Source organism: Mitsuaria sp. RG (assembly GCF_028369275.1).
Lineage (GTDB): Bacteria > Pseudomonadota > Gammaproteobacteria > Pseudomonadales > Pseudomonadaceae > Aquipseudomonas > Aquipseudomonas peradeniyensis.
This window is the reverse complement of sequence record NZ_JAQMYQ010000033.1, coordinates 35,703-62,233: the sequence shown is the minus strand read 5'-3', so window position 1 is coordinate 62,233 and position 26,531 is coordinate 35,703. Positions and strand designations below refer to the sequence as shown.

At 67.0% G+C, this 26,531-nt stretch carries 24 protein-coding genes; 15 read left to right on the top strand and 9 right to left on the bottom strand.

Features of this window, described 5'->3' with window-relative positions; genetic code table 11:
- Positions 1-287: 287 nt before the first annotated feature.
- Positions 288-1,781, bottom strand: coding sequence for a CoA-acylating methylmalonate-semialdehyde dehydrogenase (locus tag POF53_RS18150; protein ID WP_232857049.1), 1,494 nt, complete (start codon positions 1,779-1,781; stop codon positions 288-290).
- 71 nt (positions 1,782-1,852) lie between these two features.
- Positions 1,853-3,199, bottom strand: a complete 1,347-nt coding sequence (gene aptA, locus POF53_RS18145) for an omega-aminotransferase AptA (RefSeq protein WP_203650409.1) — start codon at positions 3,197-3,199, stop codon at positions 1,853-1,855.
- Between the two features lie 119 nt (positions 3,200-3,318).
- On the opposite strand from aptA, the gene POF53_RS18140 reads away from it, so the two are divergent.
- The 5 genes from POF53_RS18140 (at position 3,319) to POF53_RS18120 (ending at position 7,748) form a co-directional block, all read left to right on the top strand.
- Positions 3,319-4,236, top strand: a complete 918-nt coding sequence (locus POF53_RS18140; RefSeq protein WP_234562993.1) for a LysR family transcriptional regulator — start codon at positions 3,319-3,321, stop codon at positions 4,234-4,236.
- 85 nt (positions 4,237-4,321) lie between these two features.
- Positions 4,322-4,984 carry a TetR/AcrR family transcriptional regulator gene (locus POF53_RS18135; RefSeq protein WP_023629633.1) on the top strand — a complete coding sequence of 221 codons (663 nt, stop codon included), beginning with the start codon at positions 4,322-4,324 and terminating at the stop codon, positions 4,982-4,984.
- Between the two features lie 9 nt (positions 4,985-4,993).
- Positions 4,994-5,578 (top strand): IMPACT family protein, encoded by a 585-nt coding sequence (locus POF53_RS18130; protein ID WP_498968831.1) that lies wholly within the window; start codon positions 4,994-4,996, stop codon positions 5,576-5,578.
- A 445-nt stretch (positions 5,579-6,023) separates the two neighbouring features.
- On the top strand, positions 6,024-6,710 hold the full coding sequence (locus POF53_RS18125) for an SDR family oxidoreductase (RefSeq protein WP_498968829.1): 687 nt from the start codon (positions 6,024-6,026) through the stop codon (positions 6,708-6,710).
- Positions 6,711-6,797: 87 nt separating this feature from the next.
- Positions 6,798-7,748 carry an adenosine deaminase gene (locus POF53_RS18120; RefSeq protein WP_254465133.1) on the top strand — a complete coding sequence of 317 codons (951 nt, stop codon included), beginning with the start codon at positions 6,798-6,800 and terminating at the stop codon, positions 7,746-7,748.
- Here the strand turns inward: POF53_RS18120 and POF53_RS18115 are convergent.
- The 3 genes from POF53_RS18115 to POF53_RS18105 all read right to left on the bottom strand — a co-directional run bounded on the left by POF53_RS18115 (position 7,745) and on the right by POF53_RS18105 (position 10,721).
- Positions 7,745-8,455, bottom strand: coding sequence for an ArsR/SmtB family transcription factor (locus POF53_RS18115; protein ID WP_203650400.1), 711 nt, complete (start codon positions 8,453-8,455; stop codon positions 7,745-7,747). The two genes, POF53_RS18120 and POF53_RS18115, sit on opposite strands and share 4 nt — an antisense overlap.
- A gap of 638 nt (positions 8,456-9,093) precedes the next feature.
- The gene (locus POF53_RS18110) at positions 9,094-10,275 is read right to left on the bottom strand and encodes a multidrug effflux MFS transporter (protein WP_198744452.1); all 1,182 of its coding nucleotides are present in this window, start codon (positions 10,273-10,275) and stop codon (positions 9,094-9,096) included.
- Positions 10,276-10,523: 248 nt separating this feature from the next.
- A complete protein-coding gene (locus tag POF53_RS18105) occupies positions 10,524-10,721 on the bottom strand; it encodes a heavy-metal-associated domain-containing protein (RefSeq protein WP_028691383.1) in 198 nt (65 codons plus the stop codon).
- A 146-nt stretch (positions 10,722-10,867) separates the two neighbouring features.
- Between POF53_RS18105 and POF53_RS18100 the strand changes: the two genes are divergently transcribed.
- The 3 genes from POF53_RS18100 to cueR all read left to right on the top strand — a co-directional run bounded on the left by POF53_RS18100 (position 10,868) and on the right by cueR (position 14,109).
- The gene (locus POF53_RS18100; protein ID WP_203650397.1) at positions 10,868-11,254 is read left to right on the top strand and encodes a hypothetical protein; all 387 of its coding nucleotides are present in this window, start codon (positions 10,868-10,870) and stop codon (positions 11,252-11,254) included.
- 93 nt (positions 11,255-11,347) lie between these two features.
- Positions 11,348-13,708: a heavy metal translocating P-type ATPase gene (locus POF53_RS18095; protein WP_498968835.1), complete on the top strand. Its 2,361-nt coding sequence runs from the start codon at positions 11,348-11,350 to the stop codon at positions 13,706-13,708.
- On the top strand, positions 13,705-14,109 hold the full coding sequence (gene cueR, locus POF53_RS18090) for a Cu(I)-responsive transcriptional regulator (RefSeq protein ID WP_186734472.1): 405 nt from the start codon (positions 13,705-13,707) through the stop codon (positions 14,107-14,109). Before POF53_RS18095 ends, cueR begins: the two co-directional genes overlap by 4 nt.
- Positions 14,110-14,299: 190 nt before the next feature.
- On the opposite strand, the gene POF53_RS18085 is transcribed toward cueR, so the two are convergent.
- Positions 14,300-15,076: an AraC family transcriptional regulator gene (locus tag POF53_RS18085; RefSeq protein ID WP_498968825.1), complete on the bottom strand. Its 777-nt coding sequence runs from the start codon at positions 15,074-15,076 to the stop codon at positions 14,300-14,302.
- 191 nt (positions 15,077-15,267) lie between these two features.
- On the bottom strand, positions 15,268-16,545 hold the full coding sequence (locus POF53_RS18080) for an acetyl-CoA C-acetyltransferase (RefSeq protein WP_498968823.1): 1,278 nt from the start codon (positions 16,543-16,545) through the stop codon (positions 15,268-15,270).
- A gap of 115 nt (positions 16,546-16,660) precedes the next feature.
- Between POF53_RS18080 and POF53_RS18075 the strand changes: the two genes are divergently transcribed.
- From POF53_RS18075 to POF53_RS18045, 7 genes are all read left to right on the top strand, one after another.
- A complete protein-coding gene (locus tag POF53_RS18075; protein WP_498968821.1) occupies positions 16,661-18,013 on the top strand; it encodes a 3-oxoacyl-ACP reductase in 1,353 nt (450 codons plus the stop codon).
- Positions 18,014-18,015: 2 nt separating this feature from the next.
- Positions 18,016-18,867 (top strand): MaoC family dehydratase, encoded by an 852-nt coding sequence (locus tag POF53_RS18070; RefSeq protein WP_498968819.1) that lies wholly within the window; start codon positions 18,016-18,018, stop codon positions 18,865-18,867.
- Positions 18,868-18,923: 56 nt separating this feature from the next.
- Positions 18,924-19,229 carry a MazG-like family protein gene (locus tag POF53_RS18065; protein ID WP_203650387.1) on the top strand — a complete coding sequence of 102 codons (306 nt, stop codon included), beginning with the start codon at positions 18,924-18,926 and terminating at the stop codon, positions 19,227-19,229.
- Entirely contained in the window at positions 19,226-19,975 is a 750-nt protein-coding gene (locus POF53_RS18060; RefSeq protein WP_110739130.1) for a methyltransferase domain-containing protein, read from the top strand. The genes POF53_RS18065 and POF53_RS18060 overlap by 4 nt, the downstream gene beginning before the upstream one ends.
- 20 nt (positions 19,976-19,995) lie before the next feature.
- The gene (locus tag POF53_RS18055) at positions 19,996-20,628 is read left to right on the top strand and encodes a DUF4136 domain-containing protein (protein ID WP_498968817.1); all 633 of its coding nucleotides are present in this window, start codon (positions 19,996-19,998) and stop codon (positions 20,626-20,628) included.
- 19 nt (positions 20,629-20,647) lie between these two features.
- On the top strand, positions 20,648-21,208 hold the full coding sequence (locus POF53_RS18050) for a DUF4136 domain-containing protein (RefSeq protein WP_234562288.1): 561 nt from the start codon (positions 20,648-20,650) through the stop codon (positions 21,206-21,208).
- A 258-nt stretch (positions 21,209-21,466) separates the two neighbouring features.
- On the top strand, positions 21,467-23,419 hold the full coding sequence (locus POF53_RS18045; protein ID WP_498968814.1) for a pilus assembly protein TadG-related protein: 1,953 nt from the start codon (positions 21,467-21,469) through the stop codon (positions 23,417-23,419).
- Here the strand turns inward: POF53_RS18045 and POF53_RS18040 are convergent.
- On the bottom strand, positions 23,404-26,040 hold the full coding sequence (locus POF53_RS18040) for a PAS domain-containing sensor histidine kinase (protein WP_498968812.1): 2,637 nt from the start codon (positions 26,038-26,040) through the stop codon (positions 23,404-23,406). The genes POF53_RS18045 and POF53_RS18040 overlap by 16 nt on opposite strands.
- Complete coding sequence (locus POF53_RS18035; protein WP_498968810.1) at positions 26,037-26,480, bottom strand: TadE/TadG family type IV pilus assembly protein; 444 nt, start codon at positions 26,478-26,480, stop codon at positions 26,037-26,039. Before POF53_RS18035 ends, POF53_RS18040 begins: the two co-directional genes overlap by 4 nt.
- Between the last annotated feature and the right edge of the window lie 51 nt (positions 26,481-26,531).

The following is a 26,531-nucleotide window of genomic DNA, read 5'->3' as shown; positions in this document are numbered from 1 at the left end:
ACAGGATTGACTGGCCCGAAACAAATGTGGGAGCGGGCTTGTCCCGCGATGCGCCGCGCGGGCGGCGCTTGATCTCATAGGCGCCATAGAACCCTCGGTGAACACTTCTGGAACACAACACAATCCCACGGCGAACACCTCCCACACCCAACCCAACCCCACGGCGAACACCTCCCACACCCAACCCAACCCCAAGCCAGCCACCTGCCAGCCCCGACACCTATATAAAGCAGCCCAAAAAGCAAAGCGGGGCGGCCTCTCGGCCGCCCCGCTTTCACCCCTGCGCCTTACAAGCTCGGGAACGCAAACTGCGAAGCCTCATGGCTGGCCCGCTGTGGCCAGCGCTGGGTGATCGCCTTGCGACGGGTATAGAAGCGCACACCGTCCGGGCCATAGGCATGCAGGTCGCCGAACAGCGAACGCTTCCAGCCACCGAAGCTGTGGTACGCCACCGGCACCGGCAGCGGTACGTTGACCCCGACCATGCCCACTTCAATATCGTCGCAGAACAGCCGCGCAGCCTCACCGTCACGGGTGAAGATGCAGGTACCGTTGCCGTACTCGTGCTCGTTGATCAGCTGCATGGCCTGTTCCAGGCTGTTCACCCGCACCACGCACAGCACCGGGCCGAAGATCTCTTCCTTATAGATGCGCATCTCGGGGGTGACCTTGTCGAACAGGGTGCCGCCGACAAAATAGCCATCCTCGTTACCGGCCACACGGTAGCCACGACCATCGACCACCAGCTTGGCGCCAGCAGCAACGCCGTCATCGATGTAACCCACCACCTTGTCACGCGCGGCGGCGGTCACCAGCGGCCCCATGTCCAGGCCACAGGAAGTGCCGGCACCGATCTTCAGCGCCTTGATCTGCGGTTCCAGCTTGGCGATCAGCGCATCGGCCACCTGGTCGCCAACACACACAGCCACCGAAATGGCCATGCAGCGTTCGCCACAGGAACCGTAGGCCGCGCCCATCAGCGCGCTGACGGCGTTGTCCAGGTCGGCGTCGGGCATCAGCACCGCATGGTTCTTCGCGCCGCCCAGGGCCTGGACGCGCTTGCCGCGCTTGGTGCCCTCGGCATAGATGTACTCGGCGATCGGGGTCGAACCGACGAAGCTCAGGGCCTTGACCTCCGGCGCCTCGATCAGCGCATCGACCGCTTCCTTGTCGCCATGCACGACGTTGAGGATGCCCTTCGGCAGGCCGGCCTCCAGCAGCAGCTGGGCGATATACAGGGTCGAGCTCGGATCGCGCTCGGACGGCTTGAGGATGAAGGCGTTGCCGCAGGCGATGGCCAGCGGGTACATCCACAGCGGCACCATGGCCGGGAAGTTGAACGGGGTGATGCCGGCGACGATGCCCAGCGGCTGGAAGTCGGACCAGGCGTCGATGTTCGGGCCGACGTTGCGGCTGTACTCACCCTTGAGCAGTTCAGGGGCAGCGCAGGCGAACTCGACGTTCTCGATGCCACGCTTGAGCTCGCCAGCGGCGTCCTCCACGGTCTTGCCGTGCTCCTCGCTGATCATCTGCGAGATCTTCGCCTCGTTCTGCTCCAGCAACTGCTTGAAGCGGAACATCACCTGGGCGCGCTTGGCCGGCGGGGTGTTGCGCCAGGCCGGGAAGGCGGCCTTGGCCGAATCGATGGCCTGCTGGACGGTGGCGCGGCTGGCCAGTTCGACCTTGCGCACGGCCTGGCCGGTGGACGGGTTGAAGACATCGGCGGTGCGCTCGCCCTTGGTGACCAGCTCGCCGTGGATCAGGTGCTGAACAATGCTCATGCAGAACTCCAGATAAAGAAGGTGGAAGCGGGCGCGTGGTACTCACGCGCCCGACATCGAATTCAGAAAAGTCAGTCGACCTTGTTCAGGGCTTCGCCCACCGCGTCGAACAGGCGATCCAGTTCCTGCGGCTGGGTGTTGAAAGTCGGCCCGAACTGCAGGGTGTCGCCACCGAAGCGCACATAGAAGCCGGCTTGCCACAGTTTCATGGCCGCCTCGTACGGACGGACGATGGCGTCACCGTCGCGCGCGGCGATCTGGATGGCGCCGGCCAGGCCGTAGTTGCGAATGTCGACGACGTTCTTCGTGCCCTTCACACCGTGCAGCAGCTTCTCGAAGTGCGGCGCCAGGTCGGCGGCGGACTGCACCAGGTTTTCCTTCTGCAGCAGGTCCAGTGCGGCGATGCCGGCGGCGCAGGCGACCGGGTGCGCCGAGTAGGTGTAGCCGTGGGGGAATTCCACCGCGTACTCGGGGGTCGGCTGGTTCATGAAGGTCTGGTAGATCTCGCTGGTGGCGATCACCGCGCCCATCGGGATGGCGCCGTTGGTGACCTGCTTGGCGATGCACATCAGGTCCGGGGTGACGCCGAAGGCTTCGGCGCCGGTCATCGCGCCCATGCGACCGAAGCCGGTGATCACTTCGTCGAAGATCAGCAGGATGTTGTGCTGCGTGCAGATCTCACGCAGACGCTTCAGGTAACCCTTCGGCGGCGGCAGCACGCCGGCGGAACCGGCCAGTGGCTCGACGATCACCGCGGCGATGTTGGAGGCATCGTGCAGTTCGATCAGTTTGAGCATCTCGTCGGCCAGGGCGATACCGCCCTCTTCCGGCATGCCCTTGCTGAAGGCGTTGACCGGCAGCACGGTATGAGGCAGGTGGTCGACGTCCAGCAGCTGGCCGAACATCTTGCGGTTGCCGTTGACGCCGCCCAGGCTGGTGCCGGCGATGTTCACACCGTGGTAACCACGGGCACGGCCGATGATCTTGGTCTTGGTGGCCTGGCCCTTCAGGCGCCAGTAGGCACGGACCATCTTCAGCGCAGTGTCGGCGCACTCGGAGCCGGAGTTGGTGTAGAACACGTGGTTCAGGTCGCCTGGCACCAGGTCGACGATCTTCTCGGCCAGCTGGAACGACAGCGGGTGGCCGAACTGGAAGGCCGGCGAGTAGTCGAGCGTGGCCACCTGGCGGGCCACCGCTTCGCTGATTTCCTTGCGGGTATGCCCGGCGCCGCAAGTCCACAGCCCCGACAAAGCGTCGAAGATCTTGCGGCCCTTGTCATCGACCAGGTAGTTGCCTTCAGCTGCCACGATCAGCCGCGGGTCGCGCTGGAAGTTGCGGTTGGCGGTGTACGGCATCCAGTGGGCGTCCAGCTTGAGCTGGCTGGCCAGACCGGCCTGGGCGGTTTCGGGCATGTTCATCGGGCGATTCCTCGGAAGACGATTAGGCAACGATGGGTGTTGTTGCAGCTAAATTGTCACGGCGATAAAGTTCGAAAAACCCAGCATTTCTAATCTTCAGTCAGCGGATAACTAAACTAATGAGCCGACGCCCCGATCCCCTCGCCCAGGTCAGCGATTTCGACATCCGCCTGCTGAAAATCTACCGCAGCGTCGTCGAATGCGGCGGTTTCTCGGCAGCGGAAAACGTACTGGGGATCGGCCGCTCGGCGATCAGCCAGCAGATGAACGACCTCGAGCAACGCCTGGGTCTGCGTCTGTGCCAACGCGGCCGCGCCGGTTTTTCGCTGACCGAGGAAGGCCGCGAGGTCTACCATTCGGCGCTGCAACTGCTCAGCGCCCTGGAAACCTTTCGCACCGAAGTGAACGGCCTGCACCAGCACCTGCGCGGCGAACTGAACATCGGCCTCACCGACAACCTGGTGACCCTGCCGCACATGCGCATCACCCATGCCCTGGCCGAACTGAAGGACCGCGGCCCGGACGTGCGCATCCAGATCCGCATGATCGCGCCGAGCCAGGTCGAGCAGGGCGTGCTCGACGGCAGCCTGCATGTCGGCGTGGTGCCGCAGACCAGCCCGCTCTCGGGGCTTGAATACCAGCCGCTGTACAGCGAACGCTCGCTGCTCTACTGCGCGGTCGGCCATCCACTGTTCTATGCCGACGACCAGCAGATCGACGACGATCGCCTCAATGGCCAGGACGCGATCGCCCCGACCTTCCGCCTGCCGGCCGACATCCAGGCCCATTACCAGGCCCTGCGCTGCACCGCCAGTGCCTCGGACCGCGAAGGCATGGCCTTTCTTATCCTGACCGGACGCTACATCGGCTACCTGCCCGACCATTACGCGATGTTCTGGGTGCAGCAGGGACGCCTGCGTGCGCTCAAGCCCGCCCAGCGCTTCTATGACCTGGGCCTGAGTTGGGTGACCCGCAAGGGCCGCCGGCCGAACCTGGTGCTGGAAAGCTTCCTCGAGAGCCTGGCTGCGACACGTTGATACGCATCTGTACCGCTAATGCTTGTCACTTCGGCACAGGCAGGTAATCTGTCGGACATCCGTAACGACCCGCCCGGAATCGTCCATGACCCTAGAAGTCCCTGCGCATCGCTCCCCCGCCTCGGGCAAGCCCGCCGGCCGCATTCGCCAGAAGAACGAACAGGCCATCATCCAGGCCGCCGAAGACGAGTTCGCCCGGCACGGCTACAAGGGCACGAGCATGAACACCATCGCGCTCAAGGCCGGGCTGCCCAAGGCCAACCTGCACTACTACTTCACCAACAAGCTGGGCCTGTACATCGCGGTGCTGAGCAACATCATCGAGCTGTGGGACAGCACCTTCAACGCCCTGAGCGTGGAGGACGACCCGGCCGAAGCGCTCAGCCAGTACATCCGCACCAAGATGGAGTTCTCCCGGCGCAACCCACAGGCCTCGCGGATCTTCGCCATGGAAGTGATCAGCGGCGGCGAATGCCTGAGCGAGTACTTCAGCGCCGACTACCGCGAATGGTTCCGCGGTCGCGCCGCGGTGTTCCAGGCCTGGATGGACGCCGGCAAGATGGACCGGGTGGACCCCGTGCACCTGATCTTCCTGCTCTGGGGCAGCACCCAGCACTACGCCGACTTCGCCACCCAGATCTGCCAGGTGACCGGACGCAGCCGGCTGACCAAGCAGGACATGGAAGACGCCAGCAACAACCTTATCCACATCATTCTCAAAGGCTGCGGCATCAGCACGCCCGCCTGACCCAGACTTATGCCTTCTACCCTGCTCGAGCTCTGCGAGTTCCGCGAGGACATCCGCAAGAGCCGCTTCATCACCCTCGCCGGCCCGATCAGCAGCCCGGCCGAGGCCATGGCCTTCATCGAACGCCACAGCGACCTGGCGGCCACCCACAACTGCTGGGCCTGGAAGCTCGGCGGCCAATACCGCAGCAGCGACGACGGCGAGCCTGGTGGCACGGCCGGGCGCCCAATCCTGGCCGCCATCGAGGCCCAGGACTGCGACCAGGTGGTGGTCCTGGTGATCCGCTGGTACGGCGGCATCCAACTGGGCACCGGCGGCCTGGCCCGGGCCTATGGCGGCGGCGCCAACAAGTGCCTGCAGCAGGCGCCCAAGCGCTTGCTGGTACAGCGCAGCGAGTTCATCTGCAGTTGCACCTTCAGCGAACTGGCGCTGGTCAAGCTGCGCCTGGGCGAAGTCGACGGCCTGGTGCTGGACGAGCAGTTCACCGCCAACGGCGTCGACCTGCGCATCGCCCTGGGTGACAGCCACCTCGAGGTGCTGCAGCAGCAGCTCGCCGACCTGAGCCGCGGGCGCATCCTGCTGGAACGAGCCTGAGCGTTGCCCACAACTGCTGTGGGCCTGCCTGTGGATAAGCTTGGGGCACTCCGCTGCAGGCCTTGTTCCGCAAGGCCTGCAGCGTATTGAGCATATTTTGATCACATTTGTGTGACATTAACCCAAGTCACTGAAAGCGTGTGAGTTATCCCCAGTCAGCAGCGACTGCGTTCCCTGAAACGAGCATTTTCAGGCTGTCGCGCTTGCACACAATTACTGTGGAGCAGCCTGTGGATAACCCGTGAACCACCCTGTCAGACCCCGTCTCCATAGGCCTTTCAGACCTTCGATCATTTTTTGACCAGCCGCGACAGGGCAGCCGACCTCTTCCTGGTTTATGCTCGTCACCCAGGCCCTCCCAGTGGAGGGCAACCGCCACATTGCCGCGCGACAAGCGAACCTGTGCCCAGCACCGCTCGCCGCGCTCTTGATATGGAGTATCGCTATGACCGCCAACAAGACCGCCCTCATCATCGGCGCCTCCCGAGGCCTCGGCCTGGGCCTGGTGCAACGTCTGCGCGAAGACGGCTGGAACGTCGTCGCCACCGTGCGCGACCCGCAACAGCCGGGTGCGCTGGGCGAAGTCTCCGGGGTGCGCATCGAGCGCCTGGAGATGAACGACACCGCCCAGCTCGACGGGCTCAAGCAGCGCCTGCAAGGTGAAGTGTTCGACCTGGTGTTCGTCAACGCCGGGGTGATGGGCCCGCTGCCGCAAGACCTGGAAAGCGTGCAGGTACAACAGATCGGCGAGCTGTTCATGACCAACGCCGTGGCGCCGATCCGTGTGGCCCGCCGCCTGGCCGGCCAGGTACGCGAAGGCAGCGGCGTACTGGCGTTCATGAGCTCGATCCTGGGCAGCGTGACCATCCCCGACGGTGGCGAAGTCTGCCTGTACAAGGCCAGCAAGGCCGCGCTCAACTCGATGATCAACAGCTTCGTGGTCGAGCAGCAGCGCCCCGACCTGGCCGTGCTGGCCATGCACCCGGGCTGGGTGAAGACCGACATGGGCGGCGAGAACGCCGAGATCGACGTGCTCACCAGCACCCGTGGCATGCTCGAGCAGGTCAAGGCCCAGAGCGGCAATGGCGGCCTGCGCTTCATCAACTACAAGGGCGAGACGCTCATCTGGTAATCCCGGGCGATCCTGGCCTGGGTGGGCGCATTGCCCGGCCAGGCCCTGTAGAATGGCGGCCAACCGTACCTGATCGAGATTGCACACATGTATGAATGGCTGAACGCCTTGCCCAAGGCGGAACTGCACATGCACCTGGAGGGCTCGCTGGAGCCCGAACTGCTGTTCGCCCTGGCCGAACGCAACAAGATCGCCCTGCCCTGGGCGGATGTCGAGACCCTGCGCAGCGCCTACGCCTTCAACAACCTGCAGGAGTTTCTCGATCTCTACTACCAAGGCGCCGATGTCCTGCGCACCGAGCAGGACTTCTATGACCTGACCTGGGCCTACCTGCAACGCTGCAAGGCGCAGAACGTCATCCACACCGAACCCTTCTTCGACCCGCAGACCCACACTGACCGGGGCATTCCGTTCGAGGTGGTGCTCGAGGGCATCAACCGGGCCTTGAAGGATGGTCGCGAGCAGTTGGGCATCAGCAGTGGCCTGATCCTCAGCTTCCTGCGCCACCTGAGTGAAGACGAAGCGCACAAGACCCTGGACCAGGCCCTGCCGTTCCGCGACGCCTTCATCGCCGTGGGCCTGGACAGCTCGGAGCAAGGCCATCCGCCAAGCAAGTTCCAGCGCGTGTTCGACCGCGCCCGCAGCGAAGGCTTCCTGACCGTGGCCCACGCGGGCGAGGAAGGCCCGCCCGAGTACATCTGGGAAGCCCTCGACCTGCTGAAGATCCAGCGGATCGACCACGGCGTGCGCGCCATCGAGGACGAGCGCCTGATGCAACGCATCATCGACGAGCAGATCCCGCTGACCGTCTGCCCGCTGTCCAACACCAAGCTGTGCGTGTTCGAACACATGGGCCAGCACAACATCCTCGACATGCTCGAGCGTGGCGTGAAGGTCACGGTCAACTCCGATGATCCGGCCTACTTCGGTGGCTATGTCACCGAGAACTTCCATGCCCTGCACCAGCACCTGGGCATGACCCAGGACCAGGCACGCCGCCTGGCGCAGAACAGCCTGGACGCACGGCTGGTCCGTTAGCCGACCTGCCGGGCCGGGAGGCAGGCGATCGCGTTGATTTGCTGCTGGCCGAGCGGTGTGAGCTGTACCGCCCGGCTGCCTTCCTGCTCACGCACCCAACCCGACTGGGTGAACAACCGGAGCAGGGCCTTGCCCAGGCAACCGCCCAGGTGCGGGCCCTGATCGTTCCATTTGCTGCAATGGCAGATCACGCAGCCGTGCCGGTCACCGGCGGCCAACGCGTCGATGAACACCCCCAGCGCCTCCAGGTGCTCCTTGCCCTCCTGGCTCACCGACAGGTACTGCTCGTTTCCTTCCAGCCAACCGGCCACATGCAGGCGGTGGAGCAGCGCGGCGGCCACTTCGCCGCCCAGGTGGTCGCCACACAGGCGCGCTTTGCGCATCGACAGGGGAATCTGCAGCGTCGTGCCCTGCTCTGCAGGTAAGCGGGTCGCCAGTTGAACGCTGGCCAGCGCCTCCACCGCAGTGCCGACTTCCGGCGCGGCCAGGCGGAAGAAGCGCTTGCGGCCACGCGCCTCGTGCCTGAGCAGCCCGGCACTGGACAACAATGACAGATGCGCGCAGGCCGACGAGGTGCTCAGCCCGGTGAGTACGGCAAGCTCGTCCGCCGCACGCGGGGTGCCATCGATCAACGCCCACAACATGGCGCTGCGCTTGGGATCGGCCATCAGGTTGGCGACCTGACTGATGCTGCGGACTGCGTTCATGAACCTGAAGCTCCCTGTTGAATCCCGCCTGCTGGCGAACGCTGCAGATGCCCTGCCTCCGGTGTGGGCAAGCGCGGGATGGTTCGTGTGCCGGAGGGTGGACGCCAGCCCCGGGAAACGCTCATCCCGCGCTGGTCGCCGGAGGCAGTATAAGCCGCTGGAGGGTGCTCGCCGTGAGGGAGGCATGCCCCGGATGGGTCGGGATTTGCCTCCCCAAAAACGTTCTGAAAGATGCGTCTGTCAGAGTGACAGACGGCTGATTCTGCTCATCCCCCGTACTACCGTGGCTCTAGCGGGAACGAGGCTGACAGTCGCTATCAGGGGGGTCGATGCATCTGACAAGGAGGGGGAAAATTTCCGTCTTGCAAAACAGAACGTCTCCCTACTTCAGACCGTCATGACCGTCAGTCAGGGGACTGATCCCGGTCATGGCACGGGCCGGGGGCGGCGCTACACTAGATCCGCTCCCGCTCACTGGAGGTGGATCGCGATGAAGATTGTCGTCAGTGCGTCGAACCGGAATCCCGCCTGCCCCTGGCAGGTCCAGCTCGACCAGCATGTGGTGAGTTTCCGTAGCGAGGCCGAGGCGCGATCGTTCGTCGCCCTGCTGGAGGCGCGTCTCAACGCGCCCCACCCGCTCACGCAGGCCGGCTGGCCTGCAGGCGCCGGGTCAGCATTGCGACACTGACCACCAACGCGCCGCACAGGCTGATCACCAGCGCCATGGGCACCGCGCTGCCGTCGTGCAGCACCCCGACCAGCGCCGCCGCGCCCGCGGCGACGCTGAACTGCAGGCAGCCCATCAGGGCCGAGGCGCTGCCCGCCCGCGTACCTTGCCCGCTCATGGCACAGGCCGAGGCATTGGGGATGATGCAGCCGAGGCTGGCGATGCACACGAACAGCGGCACCAGTAATGGCCAGAGCTGTGCCGGGCGCAACGCCGCGACCACCAGCAGCGCCAGCGCCGCCACCAGGTACAACCATACCGCCCGCGCCAGCAGGAATGCCGGGCCGCGCTTGGCCAGCAGCCGCGCATTGACCTGGGCCATCAGGATGAAGCCGGCGGCGTTGGTGCCGAACAGCCAACCGTAGTGCTCGGGCGGCACGCCGTAAAGCTTGATGAATACGAACGGCGAACCGGCGATGTAGGCGAACATCCCGGCGATAGCGATGCCGCCGGTCAGCGCATGGCCGACGAACACCCGGTCGCCGAGCAGGCTCAGGTACTGGCGCAGCGCGCCCGACAGCGGCTGGCGTGGAATATGGGCCGGCAGGCTCTCCGGCAAGCCCAGGCCGACCGCCAGCAGGCACGCGGCGCTGAACAGGCCCAGGGCGAGGAAGATCGATTGCCAGCCGGCCACGTTGACCAGCACGCCACCGAGCATCGGCGCGAGGATCGGCGCCAGGCCCATCACCAGCATCAACTGCGAGAACACCTTGGCCGAGGCCACCGCGTCGCACTTGTCGCTGACGATCGCCCGCGACAGCACCATCCCGGCGCAACCGCCCAGAGCCTGGACGAAACGCGCCAGGATCAGGCTGTCGAGATTGGGCGCATAGGCGCAGGCCAGCGATGCCACGGTGAACAGGCCGACCCCGAACAGCAGCGGCAGGCGCCGGCCGAAACGGTCGGCCACCGGCCCGTAGGCGAGCTGGCCCAGGGACAGGCCGAGGAAGTAGGCGGCCAGGGTGGCCTGCACATGCTTTTCGTCGGTGCCGAAGGCATGCGCCATGGCCGGGAAGGCCGGCAGATAGAAGTCGATCGCCAGAGGCCCGAACGCACTGAGGGCGCCGAGAATCAGCAAGGTTCGCAGGTTCATGGAGAATCCATAGCAGGCTAAGCAAGTTTGCTAGTCTACCTGCACTGGATCGCCCGGCGTTGAAAACCTTTGTAATAATTGATCCTGCGTGTCCTGTAGGAAAAGGCAGAAAACAGGGTTGCAGCAGGATCGGCGTGGGAGGATCTGCGTGGGAGCGGGCTTGCCCCGCGATGAGGCCACCCAGGCCAACATCATTGCCTGTTCTGGCGCTATCGCGGGGCAAGCCCGCTCCTACAGAGGTCGCCTTATCAGGCCACTTCGGCCTGATACCCCTCTTCACGAATCGCCGCCAGGATCTGATCCGCCGCCAGGGCACTTTCCACCCGCACCTGCCGCGCCGCCAGGTCCACTTCCACCCGCGCCGCCGCATCCTGCTCCTGCACCGCCCGGGTCACGCCCTTCACGCAATGGCCACAGGTCATGCCTTGCACATTGAACACTTGCATCGAGGTTGCCTCCTTGTGGGTTTTGCCCAGTCTCAGCCTTGCCATCGGGGCAAGGTCAAGTTCCGCGGAAAACGGCCGGGCTGGAAATCCGCGCGCGGCTCGGCCAAGCTGCGCCTTTGACGATTTTGGCAAGCAGGAGATTTTTCATGATCAGGGCAGCATTGGGCCTCGTCGGATTGCTGGGCGCACTGGCCGTCGTGCCACCGGTCAGCGCCGAGGGCAATTCGGACTACAGCGTGCTGATCATTTCCCGGGAACGCCTGGAAGTGGCCACCAGCTGCGAGATCGGCATCTACCTCAACGACCAGTTGTCCGGTCGCCTGTTCCAGGAGCAGGCGACTTCGTTCAACCTGCCGCCGGGCCCGGTGGATGTACGCCTGCGCCTGCTGCCAGGGCAGGTACCCGGCTGCGCGCCGGGCGTCGAGGACCAACGCAGCACGCGCCTGACCCTGCAGGCGGGCCAGATCAACAAGTACCGCATTGCGATGGGGCAAAATGGCCTGGTGCTGAAGCGAGCCGGCCTGGGCTATTGACCTTGCCCGCATGGCAAGGTTGATGCTGGAGGCCAGTCCACGGAGGAGAGAGCCATGCCCGCATCCACCACCTTCGACCTGCCGATCGCCGGCATGACCTGCGCCAGTTGCGCAGGTCGGGTCGAACGCGCCCTGCGCAAGGTCACCGGTACCGAACACGTCAGCGTCAACCTCGCCACCGAGCAGGCCCGGGTCCAGGCCCCGGCCGACAGCCTGCCGGCACTGGTCGGCGCGGTGCGCGACGCCGGTTACAGCGTCCCCACCCGCACCCTCGAACTGCAGATCGGCGGCATGACCTGCGCCAGTTGCGCCGGCCGGGTCGAGCGCGCCCTCGGCAAGCTGCCGGGGGTCGAGCAAGTCAGCGTCAACCTGGCCAGCGAACGCGCTCACCTCGAAGTGCTCGAGGGCGTCGACGACGGCGCGCTGATCGCCGCGGTCGAGAAGGCCGGCTACAGCGCCACCCTGCCGCGTACTCCCCACGATGACCAGGCCCAGGCCCGACGCCGCCTGCGCAACGAACGCCTGGCGGTCGGCGCCGCCCTGCTGCTGGCCCTGCCACTGGTGCTGCCGATGCTGGTGCAACCCTTCGGCCTGCACTGGATGCTGCCGGCCTGGGCGCAGTTCCTGCTGGCCACCCCGGTGCAGTTCATCCTTGGCGCGCGCTTTTATGTCGCCGCCTGGAAGGCCGTGCGCGCCGGTGCCGGCAACATGGACCTGCTGGTCGCCCTGGGCACCAGCGCCGGCTACGGCCTGAGCCTGTACCAATGGGCCAATGCCCACGCCGGCATGGAACCGCACCTGTATTTCGAAGCCTCGGCGGTGGTGATCGCCCTGGTGCTGCTGGGCAAGTACCTGGAAAGCCGCGCCAAGCGCCAGACCGCCAGCGCCATCCGGGCACTGGAAGCCCTGCGCCCGGAACGCGCCGTGCGCGTGCTCGACGGGCGCGAGGAAGACGTTGCCATCAGCCAGCTGCGCCTCGACGACGTGGTGCTGGTCAAGCCCGGCGAGCGCTTCCCGGTCGATGGCCAGGTGCTCGAAGGCAGCAGCCATGCCGATGAAGCCCTGATCAGTGGCGAAAGCCTGCCGGTGCCCAAGCAGCCCGGCGACGCGGTGACCGGTGGCGCCATCAACGGCGAAGGCCGTTTGCTGGTGAAGACCCTGGCGCTGGGCACCGAGACCGTGCTCGCCCGCATCATCCGCCTGGTCGAGGACGCCCAGGCGGCCAAGGCGCCGATCCAGAAGCTGGTCGACCGGGTCAGCCAGGTGTTCGTCCCCGCGGTGCTGGTACTGGCCCTGGTCACCCTGGTCGGCTGGTGGCTGGCAGGCGCACCGCTGGAAACCGCGCTGATCAACGCCGTCGCCGTGCTGGTGATCGCCTGCCCCTGCGCCCTGGGCTTGGCCACGCCCGCCGCGATCATGGCCGGCACCGGCGTCGCCGCCCGCCACGGTATCCTGATCAAGGACGCCGAAGCGCTGGAGCGCGCGCATGCGGTCAACCGCGTGGTGTTCGACAAGACCGGCACCCTCACCTCCGGCAGCCCGCGCATCGTCCATCAGCAGGCCAGCAGCGGCGACGACAACGAACTGCTGCGCCTGGCCGGCGCCCTGCAACGTGGCAGCGAACACCCCTTGGCCAAGGCGGTGCTCGATGCCTGCGCCGAACGCGATCTTGACGTACCGCAAGTGGCCGACAGCCAGTCCCTCACCGGCCGTGGCATCGCCGGCCAGGTGGATGGCCGCGAGCTCGCCCTGGGCAACCGCCGCCTGCTCGACGAGAGCCGGTTGGTGCCGGGCGAATTGGCGGCCAGCGCCCAGGCCTGGGAGGCCGAGGGCCGTACCTTGTCCTGGTTGATCGAGCGTGGCAGCCAGCCCCGCGTGCTGGGCCTGTTCGCCTTTGGCGACAGCCTCAAGCCCGGTGCCGACCAGGCCATCGCCGCCTTGCATGCCCGCCACATCAGCAGCCACCTGCTGACTGGCGACAACCGCGGCAGCGCCAAGGTGGTGGCCGAGGCCCTCGGCATCGACGACGTGCACGCCGAAGTGCTGCCGGCGGACAAGGCCGCCACGGTGGCCGCACTCAAGCAGCAGGGCGTGGTGGCCATGGTCGGCGACGGCATCAACGATGCCCCGGCGCTGGCGGCCGCCGATATCGGCATCGCCATGGGCGGTGGCACCGACGTGGCCATGCAGGCGGCCGGCATCACCCTGATGCGCGGCGACCCGCGCCTGGTGCCCGCCGCCCTGGAGATCAGCCGCAAGACCTACGCGAAGATCCGCCAGAACCTGTTCTGGGCATTCATCTACAACCTGATCGGCATCCCCCTGGCCGCGCTGGGCTACCTCAATCCGGTGCTGGCCGGCGCCGCCATGGCGCTGTCCAGCGTCAGCGTGGTGAGCAATGCCCTGTGGCTGAAGACCTGGAAACCCACCGCCATCGACCAGGAGGCCCCATGAACATCGGCCAGGCCGCCCGCCGCAGCGGGCTCAGCGCCAAGATGATCCGCTACTACGAGTCCATCGGCCTGCTGCGTCCCGCCACGCGCAGCGAAAGCGGCTACCGGCTGTACCAGCAGGAGGACCTGCACAGCCTGGCGTTCATCAAGCGCTCGCGCGACCTGGGTTTTTCCCTGGAGGAAGTCGCCAGGCTGCTGACCCTGTGGCAGGACCGCCAGCGCGCCAGCGCCGACGTGAAGGCCCTGGCCACGCAGCATATCGAGGCGCTGAACAAGCGCATCGAGGAGCTGGTGAGCCTGCGCGACACCCTTGGCGAGCTGGTGGCCCACTGCCAGGGCGATGACCGGCCGGATTGTCCGATCCTCAAGGACCTGGCCAATGGCAGCGGGTGCTGTCACTGACGGCGGCCACTCCTGAAGAAACACGCAACCCATTGATTTAGCTTGACCCTGTGGAAGCGGGTTTACCCGCGAAGAATCCAGCGCGGTGTATGGCACCGGCTCCGCCGGTGTTCGCGGGCAAGCCCGCTCCCACAGGGTAAGCGACTCTCTCTCGGGTGTTATTCCCTGCGCGACAGCGCAAGGCAATCTCTTACAGGCGCAGCTCCCCTGGGGTCGCGCCGAACAGCTGGCGGAATGCGGCGATATAGGCCGAGGTCGAGTCATACCCGCAGCCCAGCGCGGCCTGGGTGACGCTCTCCCCGGCCTCCAGCAGCGCCAGCGACGACAGCAGGCGCATGCGCTGGCGCCAGTTGCGAAAGCTCAGGCCTGTCTCGCGCTGGAACAGGCGCATCAGGGTCTTTTCCGATACCCCGAGTTGCACCGCCCACTGCTGCAGGGTCTGGGGCTGGTCGGGGGTGGCGATCAAGCCGTTGCACAATACCAGCAGGCCCGGGTGGCGCGGCAGCGGCAGCGAGAAGCCCACCTGCGGCAGGGTGTGCAACTGGTCCAGCAACACGGCCACCAGCCGCGCCTCGGCACTGTCGCCTTCCGGGTAGTTCACCGCAAAGGTGCAGAACTGCTTGATCAGCTCCCGCGCCAGCGGTGTGACCTCCAATACCCGGCATTCGCCCGGCGCCCAGGGGCAGGCATCGCGGCGCACGTACAGGCTGCGCATCTCGGCCTGCATCGAGGTCAACACCTCGTGCTCGGTGCCGGCCGGGATCCACACGCCCCACTGCGGCGGGGCGAAGTAGCTGCCGTCGCTGGTGTAAACGCCAAGCACGCCGCTGATGGCGTAGGAAAACTGCACCCAGTCGTGCTGGTGACGGGTGGTCCAGGACCCGGCGCCCAGGCTCTCGGCACGGGCGTAGAGTGGCCTGGGCAGGTGGTCCAGGGCGGGGATGGGACGTGGTCCGGTGATCGACATGTTGAGGCCTGGTGTCTCGGGTCGGACAAGGGTACCAGCCAACTGATGGAACAACACAAGACGCAAGGATTTAATCGGAACTGCGTGGGAGCGGGCTTGTCCCGCGATCCGCATCGCGGGGCAAGCCCGCTCCCACGCTGGTGATGCTTGCCGGTGCGAAAGCGAAGCCAGCTTATTTCCGAGACAGGACACTAGCGCTCGACGATCGCCGTCACCCCCTGCCCGCCCGCCGCGCAGATAGAGATCAGCCCACGCCCCTTGCCACGCTCGCTCAGCAGCTTGGCCATGTTCGCCAGTATCCGCCCTCCCGTCGCCGCGAATGGATGCCCCGCAGCCAGCGAGCTGCCCTTCACGTTCAGCCTGGCGCGATCGATCGACCCCAGCGGCCCTTCGAGCCCCAGGCGCGTGCGGCAGTAGTCGGTATCCTCCCAGGCCTTGAGGGTGCACAGCACCTGGGCGGCGAAAGCTTCGTGGATCTCGTAGAAGTCGAAATCCTGCAAGGTCAGGCCATTGCGCGCCAGCAGCCGCGGCACCGCGTACACCGGTGCCATCAGCAGGCCTTCCTGGCCGTGGACGAAATCGACCGCCGCCGCCTCGCCGTCCACCAGGTAGGCCTGCACCTTCAAGCCCTGCGCCTCGGCCCAGGCCTCGCTGCCGAGCAACACCAGCGAGGCGCCATCGGTCAGCGGCGTGGAATTGCCCGGCGTCAGCGTGCCCAGACCACTGCGCTCGAACACCGGCTTGAGCTTGACCAACTGCTCCAGGGTCAGGTCGGCGCGCAGGTTGTTGTCCCGGGTCAGGCCAAGGTAGGGCGTGAGCAGATCGTCGTGCCAGCCCTCGCGGTAGGACGCCGCCAGGTGCTGGTGGCTGAGCAGTGCCAGTTCATCCTGCTCCTCGCGGCCGATCTGCCAGGTCTGCGCCATGCGCTCGCAATGCTCGCCCATCGACAGCCCCGTGCGCGGCTCGCCATTGCGCGGCAGCTCGGGCTTGAGCAGGCCCGGACGCAGTTTCAAAAAGGGCTTGAGACGTTCGCCGAGGCTCTTGCCGCGGTTGGCCTGCAGCAGGACCTGCCGCAGCCCTTCGCTCACGGCGATAGGCGCGTCCGAGGTGGTGTCGACACCCCCGGCAATGCCACTGTCGATTTGCCCCAGGGCAATCTTGTTGGCCACCAGCAACGCGGCTTCCAGGCCGGTGCCGCAGGCCTGCTGGATGTCGTAGGCCGGCGTCTGCGGCGACAGCCTTGAGCCGAGCACGCACTCGCGGGTCAGGTTCATGTCACGCGAATGCTTGAGCACCGCGCCGGCCGCCACCTCGCCCAGGCGCAGGCCGTGCAGCCGGTAACGCTCCACCAGGCCTTCGAGGGCCGCCGTGAGCATCGCCTGGTTGCTGGCCTTGGCGTAGGCGCCGTTGGAGCGGGCGAAGGGAATCCGGTTGCCACCCAGGATTGCGACCCGGCGAATTGACTGCATGCCTGTTCCTCCTGAAACAATTTGAGCCTTAAGCCTAGGTTCTTTTCACGCATCCGAACGACCCTGCCACAAACTTGGTCCACACTTGCATGCTTGCCTTCAGGGAGAACCGTACATGAGCGACCGCTATCTGGGCTTTGCCAACTCCACCCTCGGACGAAAACTGGTCGATGCCCTCGGCCTGCCCCGCCCGGTGCCGCTGGAGCGCTGGCAGGCCGGACGCCTGCGCCCCATCGAGGGCGCGCTGGTGCTGGGCGGCGGGCCGCTGGCAGGCCAGGTGGCGGCGATCGCCCCGCGTCTGACGGCCGACTGCTACGGCTTCGGCAGCCAAGCGCTCGAGGCCCCCGCCTGGGTCGCGGGTCTCGGGCCGAAGCTCAAGGCGGTGGTGTTCGATGCCAGTCACCTGTCCGACAGCGATGACCTCAAGCAGTTGCGCGAATTTTTCCAACCCCTGCTGCGCAGCCTGGCCTCCAGCGCCCACGTGGTGATCCTCGGGCGTGCGCCAGAAGCCGTGGTCGATGCGCATGCCAGCGTCGCCCAGCGCGCCCTCGAAGGCTTCAGCCGCTCGCTGGCCAAGGAGCTGCGTAATGGCGCCACGGCCAACCTGCTGTATGTCGCCGAAGGCGCCGAAAGCCAGCTCGAGGGCGCGCTGCGGTTCTTCCTTTCGCCCAAGAGCGCGTTTGTTTCCGGCCAGGTCCTGCGCCTGGCGCCCTGCGCCGCCCAGGTACAGGACTGGACTCGGCCGCTGGCCGGCCGTCACGCGCTGGTCACCGGCGCCGCCCGGGGTATCGGTGCGGCGATTGCCGAGACCCTGGCCCGGGACGGCGCCGAGGTGACGCTGCTCGACGTGCCCCAGGCCCAGCGCGACCTCGACGCCCTCGCCGCGCGCCTGGGTGGCCGTGCCCTGGCGCTGGACATCTGCGCCGCCGATGCCGCCGCGCAGTTGCTCGAAGCCCTGCCCCAGGGCCTGGATATCGTCGTGCACAACGCCGGCATCACCCGCGACAAGACCCTCGCCAACATGACCCCGGAGTACTGGGACGCGGTGCTGGCCGTCAACCTCAAGGCGCCCCAGGTGCTGACCGAGGCGCTGTTCGAGGGCGGCAAGCTGCACGCGGATGCGCGCATCACCCTGCTCGCCTCGGTCAGCGGCATCGCCGGCAACCGTGGCCAGTCCAACTATGCGGCCAGCAAGGCCGGGCTGATCGGCTTCGCCCAGGCCTGGGCGCCACGCCTGGCCGAACAGGGCGCCAGCATCAACGCCGTGGCGCCGGGCTTCATCGAGACGCACATGACCGCAGCCATGCCCATGGGCCTGCGCGAGGCCGGCCGGCGCCTGAGCTCGCTGGGCCAGGGCGGCTTGCCGCAGGACGTCGCCGAAGCCATCGCCTGGCTCAGCCAGCCAGGCTCGGGCGCGGTCAATGGCCAGGCCCTGCGGGTCTGCGGCCAGGCCTTGATGGGAGCCTGACCATGACCCGACCCTGGCACGACCTGCACAGCCCCGACTCACGGCTAAGCCTGTACCTGCGCGCCCTCGGCAAACGCAAGATCCGTGGCAGCCAGCTGCCGGAGCAGGGCCTGCGCTGCTTCCTGCGGGTCGATCCCGCCAACCTGGCGGCCTACCGCCGGCTCTGCCACTTCGCCGACGACGGCCGCCTGCCGGGTACCTACCCGCACATCATGGCCTTCAGCTTGCAACTGCAGCTGCTCACCGCCGAGGCGTTTCCCTTCCCGCTGCTGGGGCTGGTGCACCTGCACAACAGCCTGCAGGTGCTGCGCCCCCTGGGCGGCATCGACGGGCTGCGCTTCGCGGTGTATGCCGACAACCTGCAGCCCCATGAAAAGGGCGGCACCTTCGACCTGGTGACCGAGGCCGAGGATGGCCTTGGCCTGCTCTGGCGCGAGACCAGCCGCATGCTGGTGCGCGGCCTCAAGCTTGACGCGCCAGCGGCCGACCTGACCGAAACGACGCCCGCCGCGCTGCCCGAGGCGACCCGCTGGTATGCCGACGGCGATATCGGCCGGCGCTACGCCAGGGTCTGCGGCGACTACAACCCGATTCACCTGAGCAGCCTCACGGCACGCCTGTTCGGCTTCCCCAGGGCCATCGCCCACGGCATGTGGAGCAAGGCCATGGCGCTGGCGGCCTTGCAGGGGCACCTGCCCAAGACCGGGTATGCCTTCGCGGTGGACTTCCACAAGCCGGTGCGCTTGCCTTCGGAGGTGATACTGAGCGCCAGCGAGGCGGGGCCGAGCGGCGAGCTGCGCCTGGATGGCCACGGCGGGCTGCTGCATATGCTCGGCAGCTGGCGCACGCTCTGATCGGGCTTGCTTTGCAAGGCACCTCGCCGGAAGCTATGCGCCACGAGGAGACCCCGATGAACCTGCAAGAACTGACCGAACGCCTGCACCGCATCCGCGACACCAACGACTGGCGGGTGTTCCACAGCCCGAAGAACCTGGCCATGGCCGCCAGCGTCGAAATGGCTGAACTGGTAGAGATCTTCCAGTGGCTGAGCGAGGACCAGTCCCGCCAGCTGCCCGCCGACAAACTCGCCCATGCCGGTCAGGAAGTGGGCGATATCGTCCTTTACCTGTTGCTGCTGTGCAGCGAACTGGGCCTGGACATGGACGAGGTGGTGCGGGCCAAGCTCGCCGACAGCGAGAGGCGCTTCGGCAAATGAACGACCGTCACTTCGATGAACTGGCCAGCCGCTTCGCCGAGAAGATCTATGGCGGCGCCAAGGGCGCCATCCGCCTGGCGGTGCTCCAGGCCGACCTGGCTGAAGCCCTGCCCGACCGTCCGCTGCGGGTGCTCGACATCGGCGCGGGCCTCGGCCACATGGCCCTGTGGCTGGCCCAGCGCGGCCACCAGGTAACCCTTGCCGAACCCGCCGCGCCGATGCTCGACGGTGCCCGCGCGCGCTTTGCCGAGGCCGGCCAACAGGCGACCTTCATCCAGGCGCCCTGGCAGGACCTGCTCGGCCAGCTCACCGAGCCGTACGACCTGGTGCTGTGCCACGCGGTGCTCGAATGGCTGGCCGAGCCCGAGAGCATCCTGCCGGTCCTGCATCAACTGACCGCGCCGGGAGGCTGGTTGTCGCTGGCCTTCTACAACCGCGACGCACTGGTCTACCGCAACCTGCTCAAGGGGCATTTCCGCAAGCTGCGGCACAATCGCCTGGCCGGTGAAAAGCAGAGTCTCACGCCACAGAAACCACTTGATCCGCGCGAGCTCAAGGCGCAACTTGAAGCTCTGTGGAAGGTCGAAAGCGAGAGCGGTGTACGGGTATTCCACGACTACATGCCCAAGGAGTTCCAGGACAAGGCCGAGCTGCTCGATCTGCTGGAGATGGAACTGGCGCACCGCCGCCATCCCAGCTTCGCCGGCCTGGGCCGCTACCTGCACTGGATGTGCCGCCCCCACTGACCCGCTTGCCAGGAGGATCCATGCCGTATCGTCTGCTCTGCCTGGCCTTGCTCCCCCTCGCCCTGGCCGCCTGCCAGGGCAGCAACCCCTATGTCGCCAGCGGCAAGCCGCTGCCACCGGCGCCGCCCCAGGCCGCCAGGACCTTCGATGCCAGTGCCTATCCCGCGCCGGCACGCGACTACGGCCGTTATCGCAGCTGGAGCTGGCGCAACAACCAGCCACCCGGAGGCCTGGTCAACGCGACGCCGGGCCAGCTGGCCGACGCGGTGAGCGGCGCCCTCGACCAGCACGGCCTGCGCCCGGCCCACAATGCCCCCGCCGACCTGCTGGTCAGCGCCGACGTACGCCTGGAACGGCGCCTGCGCCAGGTGCGCGACTACGACTACGATCCCTACTACGGCCCCTACCCCTACGGTAGCGTCGGCTACGGTGGCTACCGCAACGGCTATGGCGGCTACGCCAGCGTGCCGATCGTGCGCACCTACGAAGTCGAAGTGATGGTGGTGCGCATCGACCTGTTCGATGCCCGCAACGGCCAGCCGGTGTGGAGCGCCAGCGCCGAAAGCGGCAGCGACAAGGACTCGCCGCGTGAACGCGAAGGCGCCCTGCGCGAGTCGGTGAGCAAGGCGATGAACGGCTATCCTCCAAGCTAACGTTCAACGGAGAACCACCATGTTGCGCCGTCTCGTTCTACTGTCCTTCGCCCTGCTGCTGGCCGCCTGTTCGAGCAACAACGTGCAGCACGACTTCGATGCCAGCCGCGATTTCGCCGCTTACCGCAGTTGGGCCTGGCTGGAGCCGGGCCTGCAATATCGCCCGGACGACCCGCGGATCAAGAGCGACCTGACCGAGCAACGCATTCGCCAGGCGGTCGCCGGCCAGCTCGACCAGCGCGGCCTGCGCCCGGTCCAGGGCAATGCCCGGGCGGATGTGAAGGTGCGCGCCTACCTGATCGTCGAGGACCGCCAGCAGCAGATCACCACCAACTACGGCGGGGCCTGGGGTGGCTACTGGGGCGGTTACTGGGGCGGACCGATGTACAACGAGACGCGCAGCGTCGACTACAAGGTGGCGACCATCCAGGTCGACCTGTTCGACGGACGTGACGGCAAACTGGTATGGCGCGGCAGCGCCGAGCAGATCATGAACAACTACCCGCCCAGCCCGCAGGAGCGCAACGCGGCGATCCAGAAGACCGTGACCCAGGTGCTGAGCAACTACCCGCCGCATTGAACCTTGTGCTGTCGCGTGGAGGACAGCGTTGCAAGCACCACCAGCGTGGGAGCGGGCTTGCCCCGCGATCACCGGCAAAGCCGGTGCCATGCACCACATCGCGGGGCAAGCCCGCTCCCACGCGGCTCCAGCCAAATCAAAGAATTTCGGTATGTTCCATAAGGGCGTAACAGCAGGCAAGGCAACTTGCCATCACCTTGACTACACTCCTTGCACCGCCGCCGCGCTGCCGGGCCACAGGCCGGCAAAGGAGTGCCCGTGGTTCCCCGTTCCGCTGTGCGCCAACGCGGCGCGATCGGCCTGATGGCCGCGCTGACCATGGGCCTGGCCCTGGTGTTCATGCTCCTGACCGTCGACAGCGGCCGCCTCTACCTCGAACAACGCAAGCTGCAGCGCATCGGCGACATGGCCGCCCTGGAAGCCGCCGAGCACGGCGGCGTCTGCAGCGGCAGCGGCCCACAGGCCTCCACCCTGGCCCGCACCGCGGCCACCCGCAACGGCCACTCGCCCTTCAATCCACTGATCGCCAGCTGTGGCTACCTGCGCACCGGCATCGACAACCTGCGCACCTTCAACGCCGACAACGCGCGCAACGAGGCGATCAAGGTCGAGGTCAGCAACGTGGTGGTCACCAGCGTCGCCGGCGGGGTGTACGCGCTGGTCCAGGGCGGCGCCATCGCCCGCACCACCACCCTGCGCGCCAGCGCGGTGGCCGGCAGCCCCGGGACGCCCCAGGCGCGGCTGAGCATCCGCACCACCCTGGCCACCGTCAACTCGACCCAGGGTTCGGTGCTCAACGCCCTGCTCAAGGCCCTGGGCGGCTCGGCGCAGCTCGATGTGCTGGGCTGGCAGGGCATCGCCAACACCCAGCTCGACCTGTTGAAGTACCTCGACCAGCTGGCCGTGGACCTGCACCTGGATATCGGCGACTACCAGCAACTGCTCAATGCCGACACCAGCGCCACCGTGCTGCTGCAGGCCGCGGTCAAGGTGCTGCAGCAAAGCGGCGCCGCCGTCGATGTGATAACCAACCTGGGCAAGCTGGCGGCGGACCTGCCGGTGGGCGGCCTGCAACTGGGCGAGCTGCTCGACCTGCAGAACGGCACGGCCCAGGCCGGCCTGGATGCCAGCATCCAGCTGCTGCAGCTGGTGCAAGGGGTGATCCAGCTGGCGGCCAGCGAGCACGCGGTCAACGCCAACCTGCCGATCAATGTGCTCGGGCTGGTCAATGGCCGCGTGCAACTGCGGGTGATCGAGCCCCCGCAGATCTCGGCGGTGGGCGACCCGCGCACGGACGAGCTGCGCATTCATACCGCCCAGATCCGCGCGTTGGTGTCACTCGACCTGCCCCTGCTGAGCGGCATCGCCGGGCTGCTCAACGCCGTGCTGGACCTGGCCGCGCCACTGACCAATGTGCTCAACAACCTGCTCAGCCTGAACCTGCTGGGCACCGTGCAGTCGCTGACCTGCGCCCTGGGCATTCCGTGCAAGGTCAGCGACATCAAGCTGCTGGACGGCCAGGTGCATATCGATATCGGCATCGAAGTGGCCGAAGGCAGCAGCCGCCTGCGCCCGGCACCACCCGACAACTACACCTGCACCCCGAAAAGCCTGACCACCCTCACCCAGCGCTCGGCGGCGAAGATCGCCATCGGCAGGTTCGATTCCCCGGCGGACTTCCTCAGCAACGGCACCACCGTGGTCAAGGCCCTGCCGGTCATCGATATCGGCACCAATGTCTGCAGCCGCCTGCTGATCCTGCCGCCGTCCTGCGGCACACGGGTGCCCTATGCCGGCGGTGGCATAGGCCTGCGGGTGGACAGCAAGCTGCTGGGCAATGGCCCGGTCGAAAAGACACTGCTGTTCAGCGGCGCCCACGCCCCGACCGAAATCGGCCAGGAACCTGCCTACCAACCCATGGACAGCGACCAGGCCCAGGTGGTGGCGAGCCTGTCCGACACCCTGGCGGGCATCCACCTGGAAGCCTACAAGCCCACCGGCAATGGCGGCCTCGGCCAGGTGCTGGTGCTCACCGCCGGACTGCTGGACGGGGTGAAGAACATCCTCGAACCGGTCATCAAGAACCTGCTCGGCCCCCTGCTCGATCCCCTGGTCAACGGCTTGCTCAAGGTGCTCGGCATCGACCTGCTCGACGCCCAGGTCGGCACCAACCTCAGTTGCGCCAGCGGCCACGCTCAACTGGTGCTGTGAAGGGGCAGCTCGACCCGGAAGCACGCGCCGTCGGCGCCGTTGTCCACGCTCAGGCGGCCTCCCATCTGGCTGACGATGCCATGGCTGACCGACAGGCCCAGCCCGGTGCCGACCCCGGCCGGCTTGGTGGTGAAGAAGGGTTCGAAGATCCGCTCGTGCAACTGCGGATCGATCCCGCCGGCGTTGTCCTCCACCAGCAGCCATAAGCATCCGCCATGCAGCGCCTGGCGTACCCGGATCCACGGCTGTGCCACCTGCTTTTCCAGCAAGGCGTCACGGGCGTTGACCATCAGGTTGATCAGCACCTGTTCCAGCTGGTCCTGGTGCCCGAGCACCTGCGCCAAGGCCTCCGGCGGTTCCAGGCGCAGCGTCACGCCCTTGCCGCGCAGGCCTTCCTCGAGCAACGCCCCGGCGCCTTCCACCGCGGCCCAGGCGGCGAAGCACTCGCGCTCGACCGCCGAGCGCCGGCCATACACCCGCATATGGTCGACCAGTCGGGCGGCGCGCTCGACCTGGGCCTCGATACGGCGCAGCTTGTCCTGCAGGTAGGCCTGATCGGCGGCGCCGTTCTCCAGGCGCTTGAGGGTGTTGGCCACCGCCATGCGCATCACGTTGAGCGGCTGGTTGATCTCGTGCAGCAGGCCGGTGGCCAGCTCGCCGAGGGTCGCCATCTTCGCGCCCTGCAGCAATTGCTGCTGGCTGCGCCGCACCTCGGTGTTGTCGCGCCCCACGGCCTGGACCTCCAGCAGGTTGCCGTCGGCGTCGAACAAGCCACGGTCGGCCCAGACCCACCAGGCGTGCTCGCGGCCGGGCAATTGCAGGCAGATCTCCGCGCTGCTCACCGGCTGCTCCGGGGTCAGCGCCCGCAGGCGCAGGAGAAAGGCCTCGCGCTGGCCGGCAGACAGCCACTGCCCAAGGTCGGCACCCTGCAACTGCTCAGGCGTGCAGCCCAGGTAATCGCCCAAGGGTCGGTTGCCGAACAATACAGTCAGGTCCGGGCGATAGCGGCAGATCATCGCCGGCGAGTCCTCCACCAGTACGCGGTAGCGCTCCTCGCTCTGGCGCATGCGCTCGGCGGCCTCGGTGGCTTCGCTGACGTCCAGCCACAGGCCGACCACCTCCAGCGGCTGGCCGAGGTCGTCACGCAACAGGCGGGCCTCGTCGAGCATCCAGTGATAACCACCAAGGTGATCGCGCAGGCGATAGCGACAACGCACTTGACCATCACGCAACAGGCTGCGGGTGCGCTCCAGCCACAGCGGGCGGTCGTCCGGATGCACCGCCAGGCCCGGCTGGCGCGCCTGCTCGCTGTCGGCCGCCCAACCCAGCAACGGCGCCAGGCTGGCGCTGTAGAAGTCGCTGTGCAGTGCGCCTTCGGCATAGCGCTGCACGTAGATCACCGCGGGTGAGCGGGCGATGAGGTTCTCCAGGCGCGCACGGGCCGCGCCGGCCTGCTGTTCCTGGGCCTTGAGGGCGCTGATATCGAGCAGGAAGCCGCGCAACTGGTCGCCCCGGCCCTGGCCGGCCCAATGGAACCAGCGCGGCGGCGCCAGGGGATCGGGGTCCGGCAAACGCACGCTGAGGCTCAGCGCTTGCCCGTCACGGGCCTGGTCCAGGGCCAGTTGCGCCGGCTCGCGGTCCGCCGGGTGCAGGCGGGCGAGCCATTGGTCAAGGCTGATCCGGTTCGCCAGCCCGAGGGTCGCGGCCAGGGCCGGGTCCAGCTGCAGCTCGCCGTGCGCCGGCCATTCCCACCAACCTGCGCCCAGCTGGCGCTGCAGATCATCAAGGTGATGGGCCTGATGCTGCAGTTGCTGGCGGCGATGGCGCACCAGCAGCGGCTCGGTCAAGGTCCGCACCAGCGCCAGGGCCATGTCGACCGGGGGCGCCTGCCGCGCCCCGGCGCACAGCACCCAGGCCTCGGCCTCCAGGCCCTGGCGGTAGGGCACCAGGAACAGCGACGTACCACCGCACAGGGCGAGCAGTTCGGGGTCGTCATCAACCTTGACCAGGGTATGGGCCGGCCAGCGGTCCAGGCGCTCGCGCAGCCTGCGATCGTCGGGCCAGGGCCAGGTCTCGTCGCTGCTGGCGTAGTCGCGCCAGCCACCCGGCTCGCGCAGCATCAGCCGCAGCGCGGCCGCCTGCCAGTGCTCGGCCAGGCTGTGCAGCTGTTCGCGGGTCGTCTGCAGCAGGCGCTCGCTGCCGCATTCGCGCAGGGCGTGGCCGATCTCGCTGAGCAAGGGGCGCTGACGGTCCCAGCGCTGTTCGCGCAACAGGTCGCCGATATCGAACAGCTGCAGCATCCAGCCCTGGTCATGGCGCTGCAGCCAGCCACGGGTGTGCAACGCATGGCCCATGACGGTGTGAAAGTCCAGGTCCAGGGGCTGGCCCTGCCAGTCGGCGGGCTGCCCTTCGAGCACCAGCCAGCTGTGGCGTTCCAGATAGTCGTGCACCCGCGCCCCCGCCTGTCCGGGCAAGGCCAACAAACTGCGCAGCGGACCGCCCAGGCGCAGCACCCGCGCCTGGTCGTCGAGCCACAGCTGCAGGCCAATGGCCGGCGCCACTTCGGGCGTCTGGGACGGGGCCGGCGCGGCGAACCAGCGATCGAACAGGCTACCACTCACAGTTGCAGGCTCGCCTGGGCCTGCAGCCGCGCGGGCAGCTTAGGTACGTCACCGACCACCGGCAGCACCAGGGTCGGCAGCACCCGCGTCAGGCGCGAGCGCGGGTAGTCGATCGCCACGGTTAGCACCTTGTCCACTCCAACCGTGACCCGGGTGTCGGTGAGCACGTTGAACCCCAACGCGTTGGGCATCCACGCCAATTGCTGGCCGATCACCTGGCGGGCCAGCCCCTGCACGTCCAGCTCAAAGGTCTGGCTGGTCGGGTCCACGGCCACGCAGCGGCGCACCGCCTCGCTGCTGGCCTGGTTGAACGACTGCAGCATCAGCATCGGCAGGGCGTAGCTGACCAACCCGTAGAACACCGCGAAAAACACCATGAATACCGCGACAAACTCGATGGCTGCCGCGCCTTTTTGCCGTCCCGCCGGGCTTGCTTTCATGATCGCGTCTACCCTGACTGTGAGACCTGTCTGAAAGCATAGAACCGTTCA

Excerpts from the sequence above, each read along its gene's own strand:
- POF53_RS18150 (WP_232857049.1), bottom strand. The coding sequence starts at position 1,781 with ATGAGCATTGTTCAGCACCTGATCCACGGCGAGCTGGTCACCAAGGGC.
- aptA (WP_203650409.1), bottom strand. The coding sequence starts at position 3,199 with ATGAACATGCCCGAAACCGCCCAGGCCGGTCTGGCCAGCCAGCTCAAG.
- POF53_RS18140 (WP_234562993.1), top strand. The coding sequence starts at position 3,319 with ATGAGCCGACGCCCCGATCCCCTCGCCCAGGTCAGCGATTTCGACATC.
- POF53_RS18135 (WP_023629633.1), top strand. The coding sequence starts at position 4,322 with ATGACCCTAGAAGTCCCTGCGCATCGCTCCCCCGCCTCGGGCAAGCCC.
- POF53_RS18130 (WP_498968831.1), top strand. The coding sequence starts at position 4,994 with ATGCCTTCTACCCTGCTCGAGCTCTGCGAGTTCCGCGAGGACATCCGC.
- POF53_RS18125 (WP_498968829.1), top strand. The coding sequence starts at position 6,024 with ATGACCGCCAACAAGACCGCCCTCATCATCGGCGCCTCCCGAGGCCTC.
- POF53_RS18120 (WP_254465133.1), top strand. The coding sequence starts at position 6,798 with ATGTATGAATGGCTGAACGCCTTGCCCAAGGCGGAACTGCACATGCAC.
- POF53_RS18115 (WP_203650400.1), bottom strand. The coding sequence starts at position 8,455 with ATGAACGCAGTCCGCAGCATCAGTCAGGTCGCCAACCTGATGGCCGAT.
- POF53_RS18110 (WP_198744452.1), bottom strand. The coding sequence starts at position 10,275 with ATGAACCTGCGAACCTTGCTGATTCTCGGCGCCCTCAGTGCGTTCGGG.
- POF53_RS18105 (WP_028691383.1), bottom strand. The coding sequence starts at position 10,721 with ATGCAAGTGTTCAATGTGCAAGGCATGACCTGTGGCCATTGCGTGAAG.
- POF53_RS18100 (WP_203650397.1), top strand. The coding sequence starts at position 10,868 with ATGATCAGGGCAGCATTGGGCCTCGTCGGATTGCTGGGCGCACTGGCC.
- POF53_RS18095 (WP_498968835.1), top strand. The coding sequence starts at position 11,348 with ATGACCTGCGCCAGTTGCGCAGGTCGGGTCGAACGCGCCCTGCGCAAG.
- cueR (WP_186734472.1), top strand. The coding sequence starts at position 13,705 with ATGAACATCGGCCAGGCCGCCCGCCGCAGCGGGCTCAGCGCCAAGATG.
- POF53_RS18085 (WP_498968825.1), bottom strand. The coding sequence starts at position 15,076 with ATGTCGATCACCGGACCACGTCCCATCCCCGCCCTGGACCACCTGCCC.
- POF53_RS18080 (WP_498968823.1), bottom strand. The coding sequence starts at position 16,545 with ATGCAGTCAATTCGCCGGGTCGCAATCCTGGGTGGCAACCGGATTCCC.
- POF53_RS18075 (WP_498968821.1), top strand. The coding sequence starts at position 16,661 with ATGAGCGACCGCTATCTGGGCTTTGCCAACTCCACCCTCGGACGAAAA.
- POF53_RS18070 (WP_498968819.1), top strand. The coding sequence starts at position 18,016 with ATGACCCGACCCTGGCACGACCTGCACAGCCCCGACTCACGGCTAAGC.
- POF53_RS18065 (WP_203650387.1), top strand. The coding sequence starts at position 18,924 with ATGAACCTGCAAGAACTGACCGAACGCCTGCACCGCATCCGCGACACC.
- POF53_RS18060 (WP_110739130.1), top strand. The coding sequence starts at position 19,226 with ATGAACGACCGTCACTTCGATGAACTGGCCAGCCGCTTCGCCGAGAAG.
- POF53_RS18055 (WP_498968817.1), top strand. The coding sequence starts at position 19,996 with ATGCCGTATCGTCTGCTCTGCCTGGCCTTGCTCCCCCTCGCCCTGGCC.
- POF53_RS18050 (WP_234562288.1), top strand. The coding sequence starts at position 20,648 with ATGTTGCGCCGTCTCGTTCTACTGTCCTTCGCCCTGCTGCTGGCCGCC.
- POF53_RS18035 (WP_498968810.1), bottom strand. The coding sequence starts at position 26,480 with ATGAAAGCAAGCCCGGCGGGACGGCAAAAAGGCGCGGCAGCCATCGAG.